Genomic DNA, 20,361 nt, shown 5'->3' on the forward strand with positions numbered 1-20,361 from the left:
ACGTGCGCCGTACCCGTAGCGCGCCACCCGGGACCGGGCGGCAGGATGGAGGCATGCCCGACGCCTTCACCACCCAAGTACTCCGTGTCACCACCGGAAGCTCTGAGACCGTCATCGATCTGACCCGCGACTGCGAGCGGTTCCTCCAGGAGGCGGCTCGTGGCCGGGACGGGCTCCTGAATGTGTTCGTCCCGCACGCAACGGCCGGCATCGCCGTTCTGGAGACGGGTGCGGGCAGTGACGACGACCTGCTGGCGGCGCTGCACACGCTCCTTCCGGCCGACGACCGCTGGCAGCACCGGCACGGCAGCCCCGGCCACGGCCGCGACCATGTGCTGCCGGCCCTCGTCCCGCCGCACGCCACGCTTCCGGTCGTGGCCGGGCGGCTGGAGCTGGGGACGTGGCAGTCGGTGTGTCTGGTCGACACGAACAAGGACAACCCGCAGCGGCAGGTAAGGCTGAGCTTTCTGGGCTGATATGCGAGGGGCGAATTCTCGCCAACGCGTACACCGGGCGAACTCGCGCCAATCGTCTGCCAGTTGACCGTGTGGCATCATGGCCGCGTTGTCTGCTCGGGGTTCGGGACCCCTGAATCGTGGGCGTGTTGAATCAGCGAGGTCAGGGCCGGGGATGAAGGTGTCCGATTCCGCGTTGCCGTCGCCGGAGGACCGTCGGCGCAGGCGTCGCCTGAAAAAGGTTCGCCAGACGTGTGAGGCTCTGCTCGCCCAGTGGGGTATGGAGCACGGCTGCGGCATCGATGAACTCCACCGCTATCTGAGTGCGCAGAACGAGCGCCCCATCCATCTGATTCCGATGCCGTTCCCGGAACGTCATCTCTTCGGCCTCTGGCTGAAAATGGACGACTTCGACATCATCGCGTACGAGAAGGCGGCCTCGGCGTCGCACAAGGAACACATCATCGCGCATGAACTGGCCCATATCGCCTTTCAGCACCGCGGCTCGGTGAAATTCGAGGAGAGCGGAACCGGTCCGCTGTTCTCGGACGTCGACCCGGGCGTCGTCCAGAGCATGCTGATGCGCTCCCGCTACAGCGACGACGAGGAGCAGGAGGCCGAGATGATGGCCTCGTTGATCCTGGCCAGGGCCACGAAGCGATGGCTCGAACCCGCCTGGGGCGTCCCGGCGGAGGCCGCGGAGGTCGTCGCGCGTATCGAGAACGGCGTCGGCAAACCGGATCACGGATGAACGACTTCTATGGATTCCTGTCGTGGACCTGTGCCATCGGCGGGCTCGCGGCTTTCGCCTATCGCCTTCCGGATCTCCTGCGCAGAAGGAACGACCCGGCGCTGTGGGCGCTGTGCACGTATTTCCTCTGCTCCGGGATCAGTTTCCTGGTCGACCTCGACGTTCTGCGGTTGCACATCTCCGCGCTTTTCGGCCGCCCCAACATCACGTCGCTGATCGTGCAGGTGGCGGTGGTCGTCCTGACCGCCGCCCAGCAAGTGGTTCTCGTCTACTGGTCCTCGCCCCCCGAAGAGGCCCCGCTCAGGGCCCGGCGGCGGATGCTGTTCTTCGGCGTCGCGCTGGCCGTGCTCTTCGTGGCGTCGTTCGTGGCGACCCCGTTCGCCAAGTCGAAATCGGCCACATCGACGATCCTGCTCAGCATTCAGGACGGCCACTACGCCCTGTACATGTCCTTCTATCTCCTGATCTGCGGCATCGGTCAATTCGAGACCGTACGGCTGTCGTTGCGCTTCACCAAGATGGCCAACCGGCAATGGCTGCGGTTCGGTATGCGTACGGTGACCGTCGGCGCGAGCCTGATCATGGTCTACTGCGTCACGCGCAGCATCCAGATCGCCGGCACCCGGCTGCACTTCGACGCCTCCGCGCTCGACCCCATCCAGTGGACCTGCGGCAGCGTCGGCGCCCTGCTCCAGATCCTGGGGTGGACGATTCCGTCCTGGGGCATCCACCTCACCCGCGCGCTGGGCTGGCTACGCAGCTACCGCTCGTATCTGCGGCTGCGTCCCCTGTGGTGGGCGCTGTACCAGGCCTCGCCCGACATCGCCCTCGATCCGCCCCGGTGCTGGCCGCGCGACCTCATCCCGCCCCGCGATCCGCACTACAGCCTCTACCGCCGCGTCATCGAGATCCGCGACGGCCAGCTGATGCTGCGCACCACGCTGTCCCTGGCAGACTTCTCCCGTGAGGCCCGCTCCCTGGACCTGCCCGACGACCCCACCTCGCCGCTCGGCGAGGCGTTGCAGGTGCGTGCCGTGCTGAGCATTCCGGCCGAGGAACGGGCCGAGCGGGCCGACGCGTCCGACATCCCCGCACGGCCGCCGTACGACGACTTCCGCGACGAGGTCGAGTGGCTGACCGAGGTGGCGTCGTCGTTCACCGCCCTCGCACAGGCCCGGCCCCGGCGCACCAACGCGCAGCTCAGCTCATGACCGTACGGTCCGCCAGGGCTTCGAAGACTCGGCCGCGCCCGGCCACGGCGTCGACGGCTCGACCGCGTCCCGCAACGGCTCCCGACGCCGACCCGGGCGCGCTGATCCCGCTGGCCCTGGGCACCGTCCAGCGGCTCGTGTCGATCGACGCCGAGTACGGGGCGACGGCCGCCGTACCGGCCGTACGCGAGGCGCTGCGGAACATTCCACAACTGACCGCCGACCCCGCCCGGCTGCGCGACTGCAAGAGCGACCTCCTGGCCGCCCTCGCCGAACTGTGCGAGGTCATCGGCTGGGTCCTCTTCGACGCGGGCTTCTACGGCCGCGCCCACCACATGAACGCCCGAGCGCTGGCGCTCGCCGAACTCTGCGGCGACCGCGGCATGGCCCGTCTCGTGCTCCTGAACGACAGCATGCTGGACGCCCACACCGGCCGCCCGAGGCGCGCACTGGAGACCGCCTCCCGCGTCGCCGGTCCGAGGCCGCTCCCCGCCAGAGTCAGCAGCCTCGTCCTGGTGAGGCAGGCGCACGCGAGCGCGCTGCTGGGCGGCCGCCGCGAGGCCGTGGACCTCATCTCCCGCGCCCGGAGCCGCTTCCTGGACGGCGTCTCGGCCGACGACCCGCACTGGGCCTGGTGGATCGACGAGATCGAACTGCTCGGCCACCGTGGCTGGGTGTACGCCCGCTTGCGCGAATGGGACACGGCCGTCCCCCTCCTCCACGAGGCGGCCACGGCCCCCGGCCCGTCCTACCGGCACCTGTTCACCGCCGAACTGCTCGCCGCGCTGGTCGGATCCGGGGCATGGTCCGAGGCGGAGGACCTGATCGCGGACATCGCGCCGCGCGCGGGCGCGATCGGTTCGGTACGCACGACGCAGACGCTGGGCAGGACGGCCGCTCAGCTGTTGGAACGCACCACCGCCCCCGCGAACCTGCGGGACGCGGCAGCGTACTTGCTGAAGTGCGTGCCGGGCTCCCCGTAACGCGTACGAGGTCGGCGTCAGGCCGCTGACAGCCACAGCCACAGCCAGGTCGGCGTCACGCCACTGAGCAACACCCCCACCAGGACCACACCAACAGACAGGGACACCATGCTGCACATACGGTTGTCGACGCCCGCGGCCGCCGCCCTCGTGGCGGTCGCGCTCCTCTTCGTCACCCAGGGCCCCACGTCGGACGTCGCCTACGGGACAGCCGCCCCCTCGGCCTCGCGGCCCGTCGGTGGCCACGGCAGCCCGTACATCGCCACCCACCTCTACTTCGGCTCCGGCCGCCACGGCGGCCAACCCCCCATCCCCGACGACGAGTTCATGAAGTTCGTAGCCGACGTGATCACCCCCCGCTTCCCCTCCGGCCTGACCATCCAGGAGGGCCGCGGCCAGTGGCGCGACAAGAACGGCAGCATCAACCACGAGCGCTCGTACGAGCTGACGGTGCTGTATCCGGTGGGGGAGTTCCGTGTTCACGACCCGGCGATCGAGTACATCCGGCATCTGTACTGCACGAAGTATGCCTTGGAGTCGGTCGGTCGGGCGGATGTTTGGGCTCAGGCGGATTTCTGACAGACGGTCACCGCAACTGCCGCCGCACCAGCTCATGCAGCGCCCCACCCGTATCCGCCAATAGTTCCCCAGGCGGCCCCTCCTGGATCACTCGGCCCTCTGACATCACCAGTACGCGGTCCGCGTCCAGGACCGTGGAGAGGCGGTGGGCGATTATCACGCGGGTGGCGGCCAGCGCGCGGGTGCTTTCGATGACCACGCGCTGGGTCTCGTTGTCGAGCGCGCTCGTCGCCTCGTCGAAGAAGAGGACGCGGGGGCGGCGGACGAGGGCCTGGGCGATCATCAGGCGCTGGCGCTGGCCGCCGGAGACCGCGCCGCCGCCGGCGATCATGGTGTGCAGGCCCATCGGCATCCGCTGGACGTCCTCGGCCAGGCCCGCCATCGCGATGGCCTGCCACACCTCCTCCTGGCTGAACACCTCCGCGCCGCAGACGCAGTCGAGGATCGAGCCGGTCAGCGGCTGGGCGTTCTGCAGGACGACTCCGCACTGGCGGCGCACGGCCGCCGGGTCCAGTGCCGACAGGTCCTGGCCGTCGTACAGGACGCTGCCCGAGACCGGTTTGTCGAAGCCGATCAGCAGGCGCAGCAGTGTCGACTTGCCGCAGCCGCTGGGGCCTACTATCGCCACGAACTCACCCGGCCGGACCTTCAGAGAAACTTCGTCGAGCACCAGCGGGCCGTCTTCGCCGTAGCGGAAGGACAGGCCGCGCGCCTCGATCTCGCCCGTCAGGGCGCCTGGTTGCGTGCTGGTGCCGTGGGTCTCGGGGGCCTCGTCGAGTACCGGCTTGATCTGCTCGTACATCGGCAGCGCCGCGGCGGCCGACAGGAACGCGCCGGTCAGCTGGGTGACCGCCGTCAGCAGCATCGTCACCGAGGTGTTGAAGGTCAGGAAGGCGCCCGCCGAGAGGGAACCTCGCGCCGGGCCTGCCAACAGGACGAACACGATCAGCGAACACAGCGGCAGATACACCGCGTTGAGCACCGTCGTCACGTTCTTGATGCGGTCCGCGCGCTGCTGGAGCTCGCGGCTGCGGGCGAACTCCCGCGCCCACGCCGCGTACGCGAAGCTCTCCGCGGCGGCGACCCGCAGCTTCGGCAACCCGCGCAGGGTTTGGAACGCCTGGTTGTTGAGCTTGTTGCCGAGCGCGACCAGTCGGCGCTGCCAGCGCAGCTCCCACATCCCCAGCGCCAGGAACACGCCTGCGATGACGAGCAGCATCGCCATCGCCGTCAGCGCCAGCGGGACGCTGAAGCAGAGCAGCAGCACGAGGTTGACCACGCCGATCGTGACCGACTGGACGACGACCGGGGTGATGCCCGAGAGCACCCGGCGGATCGCGCTGACCCCCATCGCCGCGCTCGCCAGCTCACCGGTGGAGCGTTCGGCGAAGAATTTTGTTGGGAGGCGTAGCAGTCGGTCCCACACCGCCGGTTGGAGTGTGCTCTCTATGCGTCCTTCCATTCGCAGGATGGTGAGGTTCTGGAGCAGGGTGAAGGCCGCCGCCACGATCCCCGCGACCATGACCGCCAGCGAGACCTGCACGATCAGGCCGCTCTCGGCCCGGGGTACGAGGACGCCGAGCACCTGCCCCGTCGCCAGCGGCACCAGCGCGCCGAGCCCGACCGTCACCAGCCCGGCGAGGATCAGATTGCGCAGGTCGGCGCGGGTGCCGCGCAGGCTGAATCGGAGCAGTCGCCAGGTGCTCAACGGCTTCTCGGGAAGCGGACGGTAGAACATGACCGCCCGCGGCTCGAACTCGTCGGCGTTGGTGTCGTCGACCCGGGTGCGTCGGCCGGTCACCGCGTTGACCGCCTCGTATCCGCCCCGGCGCCAGAGCAGCGCGACCGGGGCTCCGCTCGCGGCGCGGTGTCCCACCAGGGGTCCGGCGTTCTCGCGCCACCAGCGCCCGTCGAGGCGGACCGGACGGGTGCGGACGCGCGAGCCGACCGCGACCTGCTCGACCGGGTCGATCCGCTCGCTCACCGCGCCGCCGCGCGACGGCTCGGTGAGGGTGATCCCGGAAGCCTCGGCCACCAGTCGACATGCTGCGTATGTGGCGTCGTCCCCGGCCGCCGTCTTGGCCGAACTCGCTTTACCGGGGCGGCCGATGGAGGTGACCAGAGCCCGGTCGGCCTCGTCGCGGACGGCCTCGCCCGCCTTGATCCCGGCCGCCGCCCGGTCCTCGTGGGCGCGCTCAAGGCGCTCGATCCAGCGGTCGAGGGCGGACAGCAGACGGTACTGCCGGTTGACCATGCCCTGCCACAGCGCGCCGTCGACGAGCAGGTCACCGGCCGCCTCCGCGCTGAACGCGGCGCCGTACTGGACGCTGCCCGGGGACATCGGCAGCCACAGCACGTCGTCGTCGGCCACCGTCTCGTCGACCGTCGTACGCCCGTCGAGCGGGGCCTCGAACAACACGCGCTGGCCGCGCCCGACGCCGAGCGAGAAGGCGTGCTCAAGGAGGCTGAGGGCGGCGTCGCCGGTGTCGTACTGACTGGGGTACTGGCCCTCGTACGCGCCGTACTCCGTGTCGTACGGGCGATAGAGCTCGCGCAGCGGGATCCGGCGCAGGACGCATTCGCGCAGCGGGCGGCCGATGAGTGTGTGGCGCGGGCCCTCGACGGGGCCCAGGAGCAGCGTGCCCGGTTCGAGGCGGCCCAGGAAGTGCCAGTGGCCCTGCTCCACCGCGTCGACCGCGAACAGGTCCAGGGCGCCGTCCATGACGAGCCACAGCACCTGCGGGCCTTCGAGGGCGAGGCCGCGCAGTCCGGTGCAGTCGATGTGCCGGCCGAGGCCGCCGAGAGCGCCGATGACCGCGTCGGGCCCGGCCGCGCCGGCGTTCGGGAGGTGGTGGACGGATGTCACCTCAATGCTCCTTGACCAGCTCGGCGTACGGGCCCCCGGCGGCCACCAGGTCCTCGTGGCGGCCGCGTTCCACGACGGTTCCGTGGTCGAGGACGACGATCTCGTCGCTGTCGCGGACCGTGCTCAGCCGGTGGGCGATCACCACGCAGGCGCAGCCACGGCGGCGCAGATTGTCGATGATGACCTGCTCGGTCTGCGCGTCCAGGGCGCTGGTGACCTCGTCGAGCACCAGGATGCTGGGGCGGCGCACCAGCGCACGGGCGATCTCCAGGCGCTGGCGCTGCCCGCCGGAGAAGTTGCGGCCGTCCTGCTCGACCCGGCTGTGGATGCCGCCGGGGCGCCGGGCGACCACCTCGTACAGCGCCGCGTCCTGGAGCGCGGCCACCACGGCGTCGTCGGGGACCGACGGGTCCCACAGCGCCACGTTGTCCCGGACCGTCCCCTCGAAGAGGAAGACGTCCTGGTCGACGAAGGAGACCGACGCGGCGAGCGCGCCGCGCGCGATGTCCTCCAGGCGCTGCCCGTCTATACGGATCGTGCCCTCCCAGGGCGCGTAGAGCCCCGAAATCAGCCTGGACACCGTCGACTTGCCGCTGCCCGAGCCGCCGACCAGCGCCACCTGCTGCCCCGGTCCCACGGAGAGCGAGAATCCGGTGAGCAGGGGGGCGTCCAGCGGGCTGTAGCCGAAGGTGACGTCCTCAAGCGTCACATGGCCCTTGAGCCTGCGGGTGCTCTCGGCCACCTCGCCGCGCGAGTACAGCGCGTCCACCGGGAAGTTCTCGACGTCTTTCAGCCGGGCGACGTCGGCCGCGAAGTCCTGGACCCGCCCGGCCACCGAGTTGAGCCGGGTGACCGGCGCGGTGAAGCGGGTCACCAGCGCCTGGAAGGCGACCAGCAGACCGATCGAGAGATGCCCCTCGACCGCCCGCAGCCCGCCGATCCACAGGATCAGCGCACTGTTGAGCGTGGCGAGCAGCGGTGCGACGACCCCCAGCCACGCGCTCGGCACCCCGAGCCGCTGCTGCTCCTCCAGCGTGGTCGCGTGCTGCCCCGCCCAGCGCCGGAAGTACCCGTCCTCGCCGCCGGTCGCCTTCATCGTCTCGATCAACTGCAGGCCGGTGTACGAGGTGTTGGTCAGCCGCGCGCTGTCGGCCCGCAGCTTCTGCGTACGGGTGGCCCGCAGCCGTACGACGATGCGCATCGCGACCACGTTGAGCAGGGCGATGCCTATGCCGATGACGGTGAGCTGGGGATCGTAGCTCCACAGCACGAACGCGTAGAGCAGCACCACGACCCCGTCCACGGCGGCGGCGGTGAGATCGCGGGCCAGGGTCTCGGCCACCGCGTCGTTGGACTGGAGCCGCTGGACGAGATCGGCCGGGCTGCGCTGCGCGAAGAAGGTGACCGGCAGTCTGAGCAGATGCCGGAAGAAGCGGGCGCCGCCCAGCGTGGACGAGATGACGCGTCCCCGTAGCAGGTTCGCCTGTTGGAGCCAGGTCAGCACGGCGGTGAGCGCCACCATGGTCCCCATCGCCGCGAACAGCACACCGAGCAGCGACGTTTGGTCGCCGATCAGGAACATGTCGATATACGTACGGCTCAGCGCGGGCAGCGTCGCGCCGACGGCCACCAGGAGCAGGCTGGCGAGGAGCGCGGCGAGCATCGTGCCGGTGGTGCCGCGCAGCCGGGCGGGCAGCGCGGCCAGCACGCCGGGCCGTTTCCCACCGCGCCGGAACGATTCGCCCGGTTCGAGGACCAGGACGACACCGGTGAAGCTGGTGTCGAAGTCCTCGGCGGGCACGAAACGGCGGCCCTTGTCGGGGTCGTTGATGTACACGCCACGCCGTCCGAGCCGACGGCCCGGGCCGTCGTACACGACGTAGTGGTTGAACTCCCAGAAGAGGATGGCGGGGCCCTGGACCTCGGCCAGCGCGGCCGTCTCCATCTGCATGCCCTTGGCCGTGAGGCCGTAACTACGGGCCGCCTTGAGGACGTTGCTGGCCCGGGAGCCGTCGCGTGAGACGCCGCAGGCGATGCGCAGCTCCTCCAGCGGCACATGCCTGCCGTGGTGGCCGAGCACCATGGCGAGCGAGGCCGCGCCGCACTCCAGCGCCTCCATCTGCAGGATGGTGGGGGTGCGTACCGTCTTGGTCTTCTTCGCCTTGGGCGCCGACCGCGAACGGCGCCTGTCCGGTGGCGGGTTGTCGCGGCGGCGCCGCCCGGGCGGCGGCAGTTGTGGAGGTGCGGTGTGCGGGGCGGTCACGGGAGCAGCCAATCGATCGGGCGCTGGTCGGCCAGATGGACGGTGCCGTCGGCCGGGGTCATGGAGTCGATCGCGTACGGCGGGCCCTGCGCCGACGACCACGCGTAGCCGGACCTGGTGGCGGCCGAGCGATCGAGGCGCACCAGGACCGCGACCGGCCTGCCGTGCTGCGAGAACTGCTCGCCGAGCTGGGCGTCGCCGAGGAAGGCGGCGATCTGCTCACGGGTCTGGGACGTTCTGCCGACGGCGGCCACGTGTCCGCGCACCACGCCGAACTGCCCGGACGGTACGGACTGGACGCTGAGGTCCACCTTGGCGCCCACCGGGACGGAGGCGCCCGCGTCGCCCGATACGTACAGCATCGCCATCAGGGGGTCGTCGCTGGAGCCGATCCGTTCCACGCTCGCCACGTCCGCGCCGGTGGCGACCACCGCGCCGATGGTGGCCTTCAGCGCCGTGAGACGGCCCGAGGCGATGGCGCGCACGATCCGGTCGCCGCGTTCCGTACGGACGGTGAGCAGCGGGGCTCCGGCGGAAAGGCTCTGGCCCTCCTTGGCGAGCACCCCGGTGACCTGGCCCGCGTACGGGCTCTGCAGGACGTAACTGCCCTGCGCGTGCGTGAGGATGCCGGGTGCGCTCACGGTGGCGGAGACCGAGCCGGTCAGCGCCCAGAAGCAGGCGGCGGCCATCACGGCCACGGTGACGAGGAGGACGAGACGGCCCTGCGGGCGCGCGAAACGCACCGGCAGGTCGAGATCCTCCGGTGACTGCAGCTTGGACAGGGCCTGTTGACGAAATTGCACGGGACGCTGCCCTTACCTGCGTAACGATGCGGGGAGCCCCGGAACCGAGCGGGTTCCGGGGCTCACACGGCGTCTCAGAGACCGGCGGTGAGGCCGGAGGCGATGCCGGTGACCGCGCCGACGTTCACACCGGTCGTCGACTGCACGAGACCCGTGACCGAGCCCACGATGCCCGAGACCGGGAGGAGCGAGTCGGCGGTGCCGGTCACGTTGCCGAGCGCGGTGCCGACGAGGCCGCCGGACACGTTGTCGAGGTCGGCGTCGGAGATCTCGCGGGTCTCGACCTGCGGGGTGATGTTCATGGGGAAACTGCCCTTCATTCGGGGGGAATTCACTACGGAGAGCCCGTTGGCGGGGCCTCCGTATGGGGCAGGATCAAAGCATGCCGACGGCGTACACAGCCAATCCCCACCGGCCCTGATCAGGGGTTATCCGCCGTGCTTATTACCGCCGCGTGCAGAGGTGTTCATCACTTGGGGGCAGCTTCTTCACGAGCTTCACTTCATGAATTCCTCGTCCCCGGATATCCAATTGCTCAACTGGGACACTCCGGCTGTTAAGGCCCTCACCGACTGGTACGGACCAGGGTGAGAACAGGAGTGCGGTGACCGGTCTGCGCACGCGGTGTGCAGGTTTTCGGAAGGTGGGATTCCGGAGTGCGTGCCGGGCTGTCAACGCCCTTGCAGCGCCTTCACGTTGTCGCCGAAGGTCCAGCCCTTCGACCCGTCCCAGTTGATCGACCAGGTCATCAGGCCCTTCAGGCCGCCGCCGTAGTACTGCCACGCCTGCGAGACCAGGTCCGGCGGCATATAGCCACCCCCGGCGCCCGGCTGGGCGGGCAGGCCCGGGACCTGCTGGTCGTAGGGGACCCGGATCGTGGTGCCCTGGACGACGAGCCCCCTGTCGAGGCAGTCCGTCTGTGCGGTGAAGCCCTCGACGGTGCCGGCGGAGTAGGAGTCGCCGGAGCAGCCGTACATGTTGCCGTTGTAGTACTGCATGTTCAGCCACCACAGCCGGCCGTTGTCCGCGTACTTCTTCACGATCGGCAGATACGCGCCCCAGATCGAGCCGTACGCCACACTGCCGCCGGTCACGTACGCCGTCTCCGGGGCCATGGTCAGGCCGAAGTCCGACGGCATCTGGGCGAGCACGCCGTCGATGATGCGGACGAGGTTGGTCTGCGAGGCCGACAGCTCGGTGATCGAGCCGCTGCCGACGAGGCCGGTCTCGATGTCGATGTCGATGCCGTCGAAGTTGTACGCCTTGAGGATCGGCACCACGGTCGCCACGAACCGGTCGGCCACCGCGCTGGAGCTGAGGTCGATCCCGGCAGCGGCGCCGCCGATGGAGAGCAGGATCGTCTGCCCGGCGGCCTTGGCCTGGCACATCTCGGCCGGTGTGGGGACTTTCACGGTGGAGTCCATCCCGTCCTCCCAGAGGACGGTGCCGTCCGAAAGGATCACCGGGAAGGCCGTGTTGATGACGTTGTAGCCGTGGCCGGGGATCCGGGAGTCGGTGATCGGGGTCCAGCCGAACGGCGGGTGGACGCCGTTGGACGAGCCGTCCCAGTTCTCCCAGTAGCCCTGGAGCACCTTGCCCGCGGGCTTCGATTTCACCGCGCAGGTGTCGGCCGAGGGTGCGGCGTCGGCCGCAACGGCGGGCAACTGCGCGGCGCAGGCCAGCGCGAGGCCGGCCCCCAGCAGACGTAATGTCCGACCGAGCATGGCGGTACCTCCTGGGTCGTGGGGAACCTGGAGACGTACGGGGTCCGGTTGCGCCACACCGTAAGGAGGTCCAGACCTTTCGTCAATAGGTCTGGACCAAGCGGGAGTCGGGGTGTCCGGCCGAGGGTGCGGGGTGCCCGGAATGCCCCCATTGGCGCACCCGGGTGGCGGCCCCGGCGGTCGCCGCGTACCGATGACACGGTGAACCGTCCTTCCGGCCACTGGTGGGCCGACCTCCCCGCAGCGGCGGGCGCCGCCGTGATGGCGACCGGCATCGTCTCGGTCGGCCTGCACCTCATCGGCCACGAGACCCTCTCCAGGATCGCGCTGGCGCTGGCCTCGGCGGTGTGGCTGCTGCTCGCCGTCCGGTTCACCGTACGGTTCCTGCGCGACCGCCCCCGCTGGGAGGCGGAGGCCGACACTCCGCCCGCGCTCACCGCCGTCGCGGCGACCGCCGTGCTCGGCGCCCGCCTCTCGCTGCTCGGCTGGCAGCCCGCCGCCGCCGTCCTCCTCGCCCTGGCCGCCGCGTTGTGGCCCGTTCTGCTCTACGGAGTCGTACGGCACTGGCGGCGCCGGATGCCCGGCGGGGTCTTCCTGGTGTGCGTCGCCACCCAGGCGCTCGCGGTCCTCGCGGCGAACCTCGCGGCGGCGGGGCGCGGCGACTGGCTCGGGTGGGCGGCGCTCGTCCTCTTCTGCCTCGGGGTGCTGCTCTATCTGGAGGCGCTGGTCCGGTTCGACGTACGGCAGGTGTGGACGGGGGCGGGCGACCAGTGGATCGCGGGGGGCGCGTTGGCGATCTCGGCGCTGGCCGGATCGAAGCTCACCGCGTCCCCGCTGTGGACCGGCACCGCGCACCACGTGCTGCGTACGGCCACCCTTGTCCTGCTCGGGCTAGCTTTCGCCGCGTACGCCATCCTGCTGACGGCCGAGGTGGTCCGGCCACGGCCGCACTACGACGTACGGCGCTGGGCGACCGTGTTCCCCCTCGGGATGACCGCCGTGGCGGCGCTCTCCACGGGCGTGGCGGCGCGCATCGGGGCGCTGCGCACACCGGGGGAGGTGCTGCTGTGGGTCGCGGTGGCGGCGTGGGCGGTGACGGTGGCGGTGTTCGTCGCGGTACGGGGGGTGGGGGTCGGGGCGGCTCGGTGACGGCTTCGGTGCCCGGGTGAGGTGGCGTCGGCCGCAGCCGTCTCCGTACGCCTACATCACGGCCGTGACCGCCGTCAGCAGTACCGCCGAGTCCTCCAGAGCGAGCAGCCCGTGCCGTTCCTTGGGGATCTCGCAGAGCTGCCCGGCCTTCAGCTCCTTGTTGCCGCTGTTCGACGTCAGCCGCACATGGCCGCTCAGCACCTGGAGGCTGGACGCCAGTGGGGCGCTGTGCTCGTCGAGCGCCGAGCCCGAGGTCAGGGCGATCACGCTCTGCCGCAGCGCGCCGTCGTGGACGATCAGATGGGCGCTGCGGCCGTGCGAGGCGAGGCGTGCCTTGGTCAGATGCTCCCCGGCGAGCGCCGCGAGGTCCTGCATGGGTGTGTCCCCTCGCTGAGTCGGACGGCCGGGTCCGCGTCCGTACGTACGGACGTTTCCCGGCCTTCGAACGCTCTCCAGCCTTCCGGCTCCTGCGCGGTACGCAACTCGGCCGGGTCAGGAACCCGGCATCTTGAGCATCTCGGCGGCGAGCGGCGCGGCCGAGCCCGGGTTCTGGCCGGTGACCAGGTTGCGGTCGACGACCACGTGCGGGGTCCACGGCTCGCGCTCGCGGAAGTCGGTGCCCGCCGCCTCCAGACGGTCCTGGAGCAGCCACTTCGCCTTGTCCGCGAGGCCCGCCTGCGTCTCCTCGGCGTTGGTGAAGCCCGTGAGGCGGTAGCCCGCGAACGCGTTGGAGCCGTCCGCACGGGTGGCGGCGAGGAGCGCGGCCGGGGCGTGGCAGACCACACCGAGCGGCTTGCCGGAGCCGAGCGCGTCGATGAGCAGCTTGCCGGAGTCGGGGTCGACCGCCAGGTCCTCCATCGGGCCGTGGCCGCCGGGGTAGAACACCGCGTCGTACGCGTCGAGTTCGACCTCGGCCAGCTTGACCGGGTGCCGGAGCTCGTCCATCGAGGCGAGGACCTTCGCGACCCGGTCGGCGTTCTCCTGGCCGCCGTTGACCTCGGGCGCGAGGCTGCCCTTGTCGACGGGCGGCACGACCCCGCCGGGCGTGGCGACCGTGATCTCGTGGCCCGCTCCGGTGAACGCCTCGTACGGGGCGACGGCCTCCTCGGCCCAGAAGCCGGTCGGATGCTTGGTGCCGTCGGCGAGCGTCCACTGGTCGGCGCCGGTCATCACGAAAAGGATCTTTGCCATGGCAGATGTTCTCCGGGGTGGTCGCAGTCGTGCCGATGCCCTCGAACGTAGCCCCGTGGCCGGACGGCGGCCATTCAGGACGCCGCGCTATGCCGTGCCCGCGTCCCGCCCCACCGCCTCCACCAGCGGCAGCAGCCGGTGCGGGACCCGTTCGCGCAGGGCCACCTCGGTGCGGGTGCGCACCACGCCCGGCAGTTGGATCAGACGCTGGATCACGTCCTCCAGGTGACCGGCGTCGCGGGCCACGACCCGGGTCAGCAGGTCACCGCCACCGGTGATCGAGAACGCCTCGACGATCTCCGGCACGGCCGCCAGCGCGTCGCCGACCTCGTCCAGATGTCCCTGGGTGACCTCGACGTGGACGAAGGCGAGGACCGGGTGGCCGAGGGCCGCGGGGGAGAGAAACGGCCCGGTTCCGGTGATCACGCCGTCCCGTTCAAGGCGGTCGAGCCGCGCCTGGAGGGTGCCCCGCGCGATGCCGAGCTGACGCGCGTACTCCCGCACGCTCGTGCGCGGCTGCTCGATGAGGAGCCGCAGGATGCGGGTGTCGAGCGCGTCCACCGCCATGGTCCGTTGGCCCCTTCGTGGTCCTGTTATACGCGATTCAACTGTACCAATGGCTCAGTCGAAAGGAGAGCAGTTGAGCCAGTGTCACTGCGGATGCTTTCCTCTTGTGCGTAGCAAGTTGTACGTAGCAAATAGACGGCGCCGCACAGCGCCGGGCGGCGACGACGCCGGTCCCGGACGCGGCGCCTTTGCCATGTCCGTCGACGCGCGCCCCTGCGGGCGCGGCCCGAGCGGACGGCTTTCTCAGCGAAGGGGGGCGCGGCGACCGCCGTGAAGAGGATGTTTGTGGCTCCGGATCCGGGGCTTGTGCGACTGAGGGTCTCCGCGCGTGCCGTACTCGGCATCACTCTGGCGGTCACCGCCGCCGAGCTGTGCGGCATGTCCCTGCCCGCCTCCATCACCGGTGGCCTGGCGGCGCTGCTCGCCCTCTTCACCGTCGCCGACCCCACCGTCCGAGGTCAGGCGGTCAGCACCGCGCTGCTCCCGGCCGTCGGATTCCCGGTCCTCGCCCTGGCCACCGCGCTGCACGGCGTGCCGCTGCTGCGCGACGCGGCCTGGCTGGCCGTGGTCTTCGCGGGCGTCTACGCCAGGCGCTGGGGCCCGCGCGGCCACGCGCTGGGCGTGTTCGGCTTCATGATGTTCTTCACGACGCAGTTCCTGCACGCCGTCCCGGCACAGCTGCCCGAGCTGTACGGGGCCATCGCGCTGGCGATCGCGGCCTCGGCCCTGGTCCGCTTCGGACTCTGGTGCTTCGAGCGGCACATGCCGCCGCCCGCCGCCCCGGCCCCGCTCACCGGCCGGGGACTCGCCCGCCCCACCACCCGCCAGGCCTTCCAGGCGACGGTGGCCTGCGCCATCGCGCTGGGCGTGGGCCAGATGCTCTCCGAGCAGCGCTGGTACTGGGCCGTCGGCACCGCCTGGTGGATCTTCGTGAACACCGCGTCGCGCGGCGAGACCCTGGTCCGGGGCTTCCGGCGGGTGCTCGGCACGGTCGTGGGCATCGCCGCGGGCCTGGTCGTCGCGCTGCCCCTGCACGGCGCGCCCGCGCCCACCGCGCTCGGCGTCGCCGTCTGCGTCTTCGGGATCTTCTACACGGCTCCGGTGTCGTACTCCTGGATGATGTTCTTCGTCACCGTCATGGCCGGACTGCTCTACGGGCTGCTCGGCGTGCTGCACCCCGGGCTGCTCGTGCTGCGCTTCGAGGAGACCGCGGTGGGTGCGCTCGGTGCCGCCGCGGCCGTCGGGCTCGTCCTGCCGGTCACCACGCACGCGGCGACGGACGCCTGGATCGAGCGCGCCCTGCACTGCGTACGCGGCTGCACCAGCGCCGCGACCCGCCGGCTCGCCGGGGACGACAGCGCCGACCCGACGCCGCACGCGGCCGAGCTGGAGCTGCTGCTCGGGCGGGTCCGCCTCTCGCTGGCCCCGCTGGTCCACCCGCTCAGCCCGTTCAAGGGCCGCAAGTCGCGTGCCCGCCAGATCATCGCGCTGCTCGACGACTGCGCCCGCCAGGTGCGCGGCCTGACCGCCGTCGCCGCCGACCCGGCCGCCTCCCACGACGCCCGCCTGACGGCGGCCTGCCGCCGCGTCGAGGCGGCGGTGGAGGCGCTGGTCACCCCGGCGGCGGTCACGGGCGAGGTGCCGGTGGCTGCCACTCAGGCCGACCCCGCACCCGCCAAGCACCACCACGCCGCCGAGGCCGCCCTCGCGCATCTGCACGACCTGGAGCGGGCGCTCGCCGACCTCGCCACGCCCCTGCGCACCCCGACGCGCGCCCCGGCCCTCACGGGCTGACCCGCACCGACCGGCCGCCCGCCTCGCGGAGTTGGTCTAGACCGCCTGCTACCGTCGCGGCCATCAGCGCCGGGCGCGGCCCCGGTGCGCACAGTCGCGCGAGAGGGGAAGCAGGGTGGCCGAGAGCAGCGCCGGGCGGGCATTCATCGGGTCGTTCACCACGGCGGGCGGACGGGGGATCACCGTCGCCGCCGTGGACGCGGGGACGGGCGCGCTCACCCCGCTCGGCGCCACCGACGCCCTGGCCGACCCGTCGTTCCTGGCCCTGTCGGCCGACGCCACCGTGCTGTACGCGGTCGGCGAGAGCGAGCACGGCACGGCCGCCGCGTTCGACGTCACCGGCGGCACCCCGGTCCCGCTCGGCGATCCGGTGCCGGTGGACGGCGCCGCCCCGACCCACCTCGCCCTGTTCGCGAGCCACCTCGCGACCGCCAACTACACGTCGGGGAGCGTCACCACGCTCCCGGTGCGCCCGGACGGCCGCCTGGGCCCCGCCGCGTACGTACTGAAGCACCAGGGTTCCGGGCCGGACCCCGAGCGCCAGAAGGGCCCGCACGCGCATCAGGTGCTGCCCGATCCGAGCGGGCGCTGGCTGGTGAGCGTGGACCTCGGGACCGATTCCGTGCGCGTCTGCGCGCTCGACCCGGTGACGGGCGTCCTGCGGCCGCACGGCGAGTGCGCGCTGCGCCCCGGCTCCGGCCCCCGCCACCTGGCGTTCCATCCCGACGGCCGCCACGCGTACGTACTGAACGAGCTGGCGCCCACCGTTGTCGTCTGCCGCTGGGACGCCGTCCGAGGGGTCCTGGAGCCGCTGGGGGAGACCCGGGTGGTCCAGGAGGGGGTGGCGGACCGGACGTACCCGTCCGAGGTCGTCGTGGCGCCCGACGGGCGCTTCCTGTGGGTCGCGAACCGGGGCTACGACTCGATCGCCACGCTCGCCCTGGACCCGGACGGCGAGCGCGCCGCGCTGGTGGCCACGGTGGACTGCGGCGGCCACTGGCCGCGCGACCTCGCCCTCGACCCTTCGGGCCGCCGCCTCTACGCCGCCAACGAGCGTTCCGGCGACGTCACCTGGTTCGACCTCTACGAGGAGAGCGGCATCCCGCGCCGGGCCGGTTCGGTCGCGGCGCCCGCGGCCTCGTGCGTGATTTTCGGCTGAGGCGAATGCATGAGGGCCCGCACCGTTCGTCCGGTGCGGGCCCTTCATGTGGTGCGTGCGTCAGTGCACCGGGGAGCCCTGCGGCTGCGGCGTGATGCCGAGCGCCGCCGCGTACTGCGAGAGCACCAGCTTGCCGATGGCCGGGTAGGCGCCCAGCGGGTCGGCGGCCTGGCAGTCGGCCTCCTTGGCGGCCGCGTCGAGCAGACCGTCGGCGACCTCGGGACCGATCAGGTACGGGGCGACCGCGAGCTGCATCGAGCCGGAGCCGCGCAGCTGGTCGGCCATGGCGGCGATGGAGCCCTCCTGGTCGAGCGCGGCGGCCATCACGGGCACGGCCAGGCGGGCGGCCAGCAGCATGCCGGTGATCCCGGCGGCCTGCACGGCCTCGTCGCCACCGACCGTCGCCAGGATGATGCCGTCGGCGGCGGTCGCGACCGTGAACAGCCGGGCGCGGTCGGCGCGGGCCAGACCGGCCTCGGAGAGGCGTACGTGCAGCGCCTCGGCGAGCAGCGGGTGCGGGCCGAGGACGTCGGTCAGCTCGGCGGCGGCGCGGCTGTCCATGACGGCCTGGCGCACGCGGCGGATCAGCGCGCTGTCGGGGCCCGCGAGCAGCGGCACGACGACGGCGACGGGGCCGTCGGGCGCGGTGACGTCCTGACCGGCGGCACGGGCCTGCTCGAAGCGGGCGGTGCGCTCGGCGGCGGTGTGCGCGAGCACGGCGTCGAGCGTGGGGTACTCGTGGTCGGCGCTGTCCAGGTAGCCGATCCGGGCGTCGAGGCCGGGCAGCTCGGAGCGCGCGATGCTGATGACTTCCTCGGCCAGCGAGCGCACGGCCGGGGAAGGAGTACCGGGAACGGCGAGAACGAGGGCGGGCGCGCCCTCGGGAGCGACCACCGGTTCCGGGCGGCGGTGCCGCCCTGGCTGGCGGGGTCGCGGCATTCGTACAGGCAGGCCGGATGCGGGCCCAGTGGGGGAGCTCATGGCGCCGCATGCTACTGGCTTTGCGGGCGCGGCTGTTCGGGTAGGGGGCAGGTGAGCGGTATCTGTCCGCATTTATCCGGTCAGTGATATTGCCCTCAAGTGTCCTGCTCTGTCGTGACGCACAACATGCGGGGGTCGTGCGGCAGTCGCAGCTCGCCACGGGCCAGCGCGGCGGCGATCAGCACCGCTCCGGCGAGCGGATCCCCCGCCGCGTCGACTTGCCGCGCGCGCGGCAACAGCGCGGCGAGCTCTTCTCGTACGGGGACGAGCAGCGGATCACCGATCTTGAACAGCCCACCGGTGAGCGCGACTTCGCATTCGCTCACGGTCTCGCCCGGGCTCGCGTGGCTGGAAGGGAGGCTGCCGGAAACGTGCGAACCGGCATCGCCCGCGCCGCTGGTGACGCCGCCGGTGGACGAGTCGGCGCTCGGCTCCCCGCCCCCGCGCACCCCGTCCGGGCACACTGCGGCCGCCGCCTCGGCGATGTGGCGGGCCGCCTGGCGCAGGATCGCGGCCGCGACCGGGTCGGACGGTGCGCAGCGGGCCACTTCGGGGGCGAAGGACGCGAGCACCGCCGGCCGGTCGGTGCGCGGGTACAGCAGCCCCGGCAGCTCCGGGGCCGGGCCGAACAGTGCCTCCACGCGCTCGCGCAGCGCCGCCGACCCGCCGGGCCTGCCGTCATGGCTGCGCAGGGCCGCTTCCAGGCCCGCGCGGCCGATCCACGCGCCGCCGCCGCAGTCGCCGAGCAGATGCCCCCAGCCGTCGGCCCGCCGCCACCCCGTCAGATCCGTGCCCAGCGCGATCATCCCGGTGCCCGCCGCGACCACCGCGCCGGGCCGCTGCCCGAGCGCCCCCGCGTACGCCGTCACGGCGTCGGCGGCCAGCGCGAGGCGCGTCACGCCGAGGGATTCGGCGAGGGCCGAGGGCAGCCGGGCCCGCAGGTCGTCGCCGAGCGAGGCCATCCCGGCGGCGCCCACGGCCACCGCCGCCACCCGCTCGGCCCTGGTCCGCGCCAGCAACTCCCGGGCTGCGGGCAGCAGTTGGGCAAGGAGCCGCCCGGCGTCGATCCCGGCGGGGCCGGTCCGTACCGGCTCCGCCGATGCCAACACCTCGGTCGGGGAGCCCGGTTCGGACCGGCCGAGGGCGAAGCGCACCCCGGACCCGCCCGAGTCGACCCCGAGCACCCAGGCGCCGGCGCCGGAGGTCACGGCAGACGCCAGTCGACCGGCTGCGCGCCCTGGCGGGCCAGGAGGTCGTTGGCGCGGCTGAACGGCCGCGACCCGAAGAAGCCCCGGTCCGCTGACATGGGCGATGGATGCGCGGACTCGATCGCCGGCAGCTCACCGAGCAGCGGCCGCAGATTGCGGGCGTCCCGGCCCCACAGCACCGAGACCAGCGGTGTCCCGCGCGCGACCAGCGCGCGGATGGCCTGCTCGGTCACCTCCTCCCAGCCCTTGCCCCGGTGTGCGGCGGGCTTGCGCGGCGCCGTGGTCAGCGCCCTGTTGAGCAGCAGGACGCCCTGCTGGGTCCAGGGCGTCAGGTCCCCGTTGGAGGGCCTGGGCAGGCCCAGGTCGGTGTGCATCTCGCGGAAGATGTTCTCCAGGCTGCCGGGCAGCGGCCGCACCTCGGGGGCCACCGAGAACGAGAGCCCCACGGCGTGGCCGGGCGTCGGATACGGGTCCTGCCCCACGATCAGGACCCGTACCTCGTGGAACGGCTGCTGGAACGCCCGCAGCACATGCTGTCCGGCGGGAAGATAGGTGTTCCCCTGGGCGATCTCCTGACGGAGGAAGTCGCCCATCGAGGCGATCCGTCCGGCTACGGGCTCCAGAGCGTCCGCCCAGCCGGGCTCGACGATCTCTTTCAACGGTCGTGCTGCCACGGC

General features: G+C 71.8%; 19 protein-coding genes. 8 read left to right on the forward strand and 11 right to left on the reverse strand.

Annotation, left to right across the window (positions count from 1 at the left end; translation table 11 throughout):
- The first annotated feature begins 53 nt into the window (after positions 1–53).
- From ACT1U9_RS27860 to ACT1U9_RS27880, 5 genes are all read left to right on the forward strand, one after another.
- The gene (locus tag ACT1U9_RS27860) at positions 54–476 is read left to right on the forward strand and encodes a secondary thiamine-phosphate synthase enzyme YjbQ (RefSeq protein WP_444535362.1); all 423 of its coding nucleotides are present in this window, start codon (positions 54–56) and stop codon (positions 474–476) included.
- 154 nt (positions 477–630) lie between these two features.
- Positions 631–1,206, forward strand: a complete 576-nt coding sequence (locus ACT1U9_RS27865) for a toxin (RefSeq protein ID WP_444535363.1) — start codon at positions 631–633, stop codon at positions 1,204–1,206.
- Positions 1,203–2,417: an MAB_1171c family putative transporter gene (locus ACT1U9_RS27870; RefSeq protein WP_444535364.1), complete on the forward strand. Its 1,215-nt coding sequence runs from the start codon at positions 1,203–1,205 to the stop codon at positions 2,415–2,417. Before ACT1U9_RS27865 ends, ACT1U9_RS27870 begins: the two co-directional genes overlap by 4 nt.
- Complete coding sequence (locus ACT1U9_RS27875; protein ID WP_444535365.1) at positions 2,414–3,400, forward strand: DNA-binding protein; 987 nt, start codon at positions 2,414–2,416, stop codon at positions 3,398–3,400. Before ACT1U9_RS27870 ends, ACT1U9_RS27875 begins: the two co-directional genes overlap by 4 nt.
- A 123-nt stretch (positions 3,401–3,523) precedes the next feature.
- The gene (locus ACT1U9_RS27880) at positions 3,524–3,979 is read left to right on the forward strand and encodes a DUF3574 domain-containing protein (RefSeq protein WP_444535366.1); all 456 of its coding nucleotides are present in this window, start codon (positions 3,524–3,526) and stop codon (positions 3,977–3,979) included.
- 7 nt (positions 3,980–3,986) lie between these two features.
- Here ACT1U9_RS27880 and ACT1U9_RS27885 read toward each other — a convergent pair whose 3' ends face one another.
- The 5 genes from ACT1U9_RS27885 to ACT1U9_RS27905 all read right to left on the reverse strand — a co-directional run bounded on the left by ACT1U9_RS27885 (position 3,987) and on the right by ACT1U9_RS27905 (position 11,635).
- Positions 3,987–6,845, reverse strand: a complete 2,859-nt coding sequence (locus ACT1U9_RS27885; RefSeq protein WP_444535367.1) for an NHLP bacteriocin export ABC transporter permease/ATPase subunit — start codon at positions 6,843–6,845, stop codon at positions 3,987–3,989.
- 1 nt (position 6,846) lies between these two features.
- On the reverse strand, positions 6,847–9,108 hold the full coding sequence (locus ACT1U9_RS27890; RefSeq protein WP_444535368.1) for an NHLP family bacteriocin export ABC transporter peptidase/permease/ATPase subunit: 2,262 nt from the start codon (positions 9,106–9,108) through the stop codon (positions 6,847–6,849).
- Positions 9,105–9,911, reverse strand: a complete 807-nt coding sequence (locus ACT1U9_RS27895; protein ID WP_444535369.1) for an HlyD family efflux transporter periplasmic adaptor subunit — start codon at positions 9,909–9,911, stop codon at positions 9,105–9,107. The genes ACT1U9_RS27890 and ACT1U9_RS27895 overlap by 4 nt, the downstream gene beginning before the upstream one ends.
- 74 nt (positions 9,912–9,985) lie before the next feature.
- Positions 9,986–10,213, reverse strand: a complete 228-nt coding sequence (locus tag ACT1U9_RS27900) for a type A2 lantipeptide (RefSeq protein ID WP_188274702.1) — start codon at positions 10,211–10,213, stop codon at positions 9,986–9,988.
- A 369-nt stretch (positions 10,214–10,582) separates the two neighbouring features.
- Positions 10,583–11,635, reverse strand: a complete 1,053-nt coding sequence (locus ACT1U9_RS27905) for a chitinase (protein ID WP_444535370.1) — start codon at positions 11,633–11,635, stop codon at positions 10,583–10,585.
- A 201-nt stretch (positions 11,636–11,836) separates the two neighbouring features.
- On the opposite strand from ACT1U9_RS27905, the gene ACT1U9_RS27910 reads away from it, so the two are divergent.
- A complete protein-coding gene (locus ACT1U9_RS27910; protein WP_444535371.1) occupies positions 11,837–12,784 on the forward strand; it encodes a tellurite resistance/C4-dicarboxylate transporter family protein in 948 nt (315 codons plus the stop codon).
- Between the two features lie 51 nt (positions 12,785–12,835).
- Here the strand turns inward: ACT1U9_RS27910 and ACT1U9_RS27915 are convergent, their stop codons facing one another.
- The 3 genes from ACT1U9_RS27915 to ACT1U9_RS27925 form a co-directional block, all read right to left on the reverse strand.
- Positions 12,836–13,159 carry a cupin gene (locus ACT1U9_RS27915; RefSeq protein WP_444535372.1) on the reverse strand — a complete coding sequence of 108 codons (324 nt, stop codon included), beginning with the start codon at positions 13,157–13,159 and terminating at the stop codon, positions 12,836–12,838.
- Positions 13,160–13,276: 117 nt separating this feature from the next.
- The gene (locus tag ACT1U9_RS27920; RefSeq protein WP_444535373.1) at positions 13,277–13,975 is read right to left on the reverse strand and encodes a type 1 glutamine amidotransferase domain-containing protein; all 699 of its coding nucleotides are present in this window, start codon (positions 13,973–13,975) and stop codon (positions 13,277–13,279) included.
- An 87-nt stretch (positions 13,976–14,062) separates the two neighbouring features.
- The gene (locus ACT1U9_RS27925; protein ID WP_444535374.1) at positions 14,063–14,542 is read right to left on the reverse strand and encodes an Lrp/AsnC family transcriptional regulator; all 480 of its coding nucleotides are present in this window, start codon (positions 14,540–14,542) and stop codon (positions 14,063–14,065) included.
- A gap of 279 nt (positions 14,543–14,821) precedes the next feature.
- Here ACT1U9_RS27925 and ACT1U9_RS27930 point away from each other — a divergent pair, with 279 nt between their 5' ends.
- Entirely contained in the window at positions 14,822–16,336 is a 1,515-nt protein-coding gene (locus ACT1U9_RS27930; RefSeq protein ID WP_444539267.1) for an FUSC family protein, read from the forward strand.
- Positions 16,337–16,451: 115 nt separating this feature from the next.
- Positions 16,452–17,495, forward strand: a complete 1,044-nt coding sequence (locus ACT1U9_RS27935; RefSeq protein WP_444535375.1) for a lactonase family protein — start codon at positions 16,452–16,454, stop codon at positions 17,493–17,495.
- A 60-nt stretch (positions 17,496–17,555) separates the two neighbouring features.
- On the opposite strand, the gene ACT1U9_RS27940 is transcribed toward ACT1U9_RS27935, so the two are convergent.
- The 3 genes from ACT1U9_RS27940 to ACT1U9_RS27950 form a co-directional block, all read right to left on the reverse strand.
- Positions 17,556–18,476, reverse strand: coding sequence for a sirohydrochlorin chelatase (locus tag ACT1U9_RS27940; RefSeq protein WP_444535376.1), 921 nt, complete (start codon positions 18,474–18,476; stop codon positions 17,556–17,558).
- 95 nt (positions 18,477–18,571) lie between these two features.
- Positions 18,572–19,684 carry an N-acetylglucosamine kinase gene (locus ACT1U9_RS27945; protein WP_444535377.1) on the reverse strand — a complete coding sequence of 371 codons (1,113 nt, stop codon included), beginning with the start codon at positions 19,682–19,684 and terminating at the stop codon, positions 18,572–18,574.
- Positions 19,681–20,358, reverse strand: a complete 678-nt coding sequence (locus tag ACT1U9_RS27950; protein WP_444535378.1) for a uracil-DNA glycosylase — start codon at positions 20,356–20,358, stop codon at positions 19,681–19,683. The genes ACT1U9_RS27945 and ACT1U9_RS27950 overlap by 4 nt, the downstream gene beginning before the upstream one ends.
- Positions 20,359–20,361 lie beyond the last annotated feature (3 nt).

The sequence above is a fragment of the Streptomyces sp. BR1 genome, from assembly GCF_052373795.1.
Lineage (GTDB): Bacteria > Actinomycetota > Actinomycetes > Streptomycetales > Streptomycetaceae > Streptomyces.

Excerpts from the sequence above, each read along its gene's own strand:
- ACT1U9_RS27860 (WP_444535362.1), top strand. The coding sequence starts at position 54 with ATGCCCGACGCCTTCACCACCCAAGTACTCCGTGTCACCACCGGAAGC.
- ACT1U9_RS27865 (WP_444535363.1), top strand. The coding sequence starts at position 631 with ATGAAGGTGTCCGATTCCGCGTTGCCGTCGCCGGAGGACCGTCGGCGC.
- ACT1U9_RS27870 (WP_444535364.1), top strand. The coding sequence starts at position 1,203 with ATGAACGACTTCTATGGATTCCTGTCGTGGACCTGTGCCATCGGCGGG.
- ACT1U9_RS27875 (WP_444535365.1), top strand. The coding sequence starts at position 2,414 with ATGACCGTACGGTCCGCCAGGGCTTCGAAGACTCGGCCGCGCCCGGCC.
- ACT1U9_RS27900 (WP_188274702.1), bottom strand. The coding sequence starts at position 10,213 with ATGAACATCACCCCGCAGGTCGAGACCCGCGAGATCTCCGACGCCGAC.
- ACT1U9_RS27905 (WP_444535370.1), bottom strand. The coding sequence starts at position 11,635 with ATGCTCGGTCGGACATTACGTCTGCTGGGGGCCGGCCTCGCGCTGGCC.
- ACT1U9_RS27915 (WP_444535372.1), bottom strand. The coding sequence starts at position 13,159 with ATGCAGGACCTCGCGGCGCTCGCCGGGGAGCATCTGACCAAGGCACGC.
- ACT1U9_RS27920 (WP_444535373.1), bottom strand. The coding sequence starts at position 13,975 with ATGGCAAAGATCCTTTTCGTGATGACCGGCGCCGACCAGTGGACGCTC.
- ACT1U9_RS27925 (WP_444535374.1), bottom strand. The coding sequence starts at position 14,542 with ATGGCGGTGGACGCGCTCGACACCCGCATCCTGCGGCTCCTCATCGAG.
- ACT1U9_RS27930 (WP_444539267.1), top strand. The coding sequence starts at position 14,822 with ATGTTTGTGGCTCCGGATCCGGGGCTTGTGCGACTGAGGGTCTCCGCG.
- ACT1U9_RS27940 (WP_444535376.1), bottom strand. The coding sequence starts at position 18,476 with ATGAGCTCCCCCACTGGGCCCGCATCCGGCCTGCCTGTACGAATGCCG.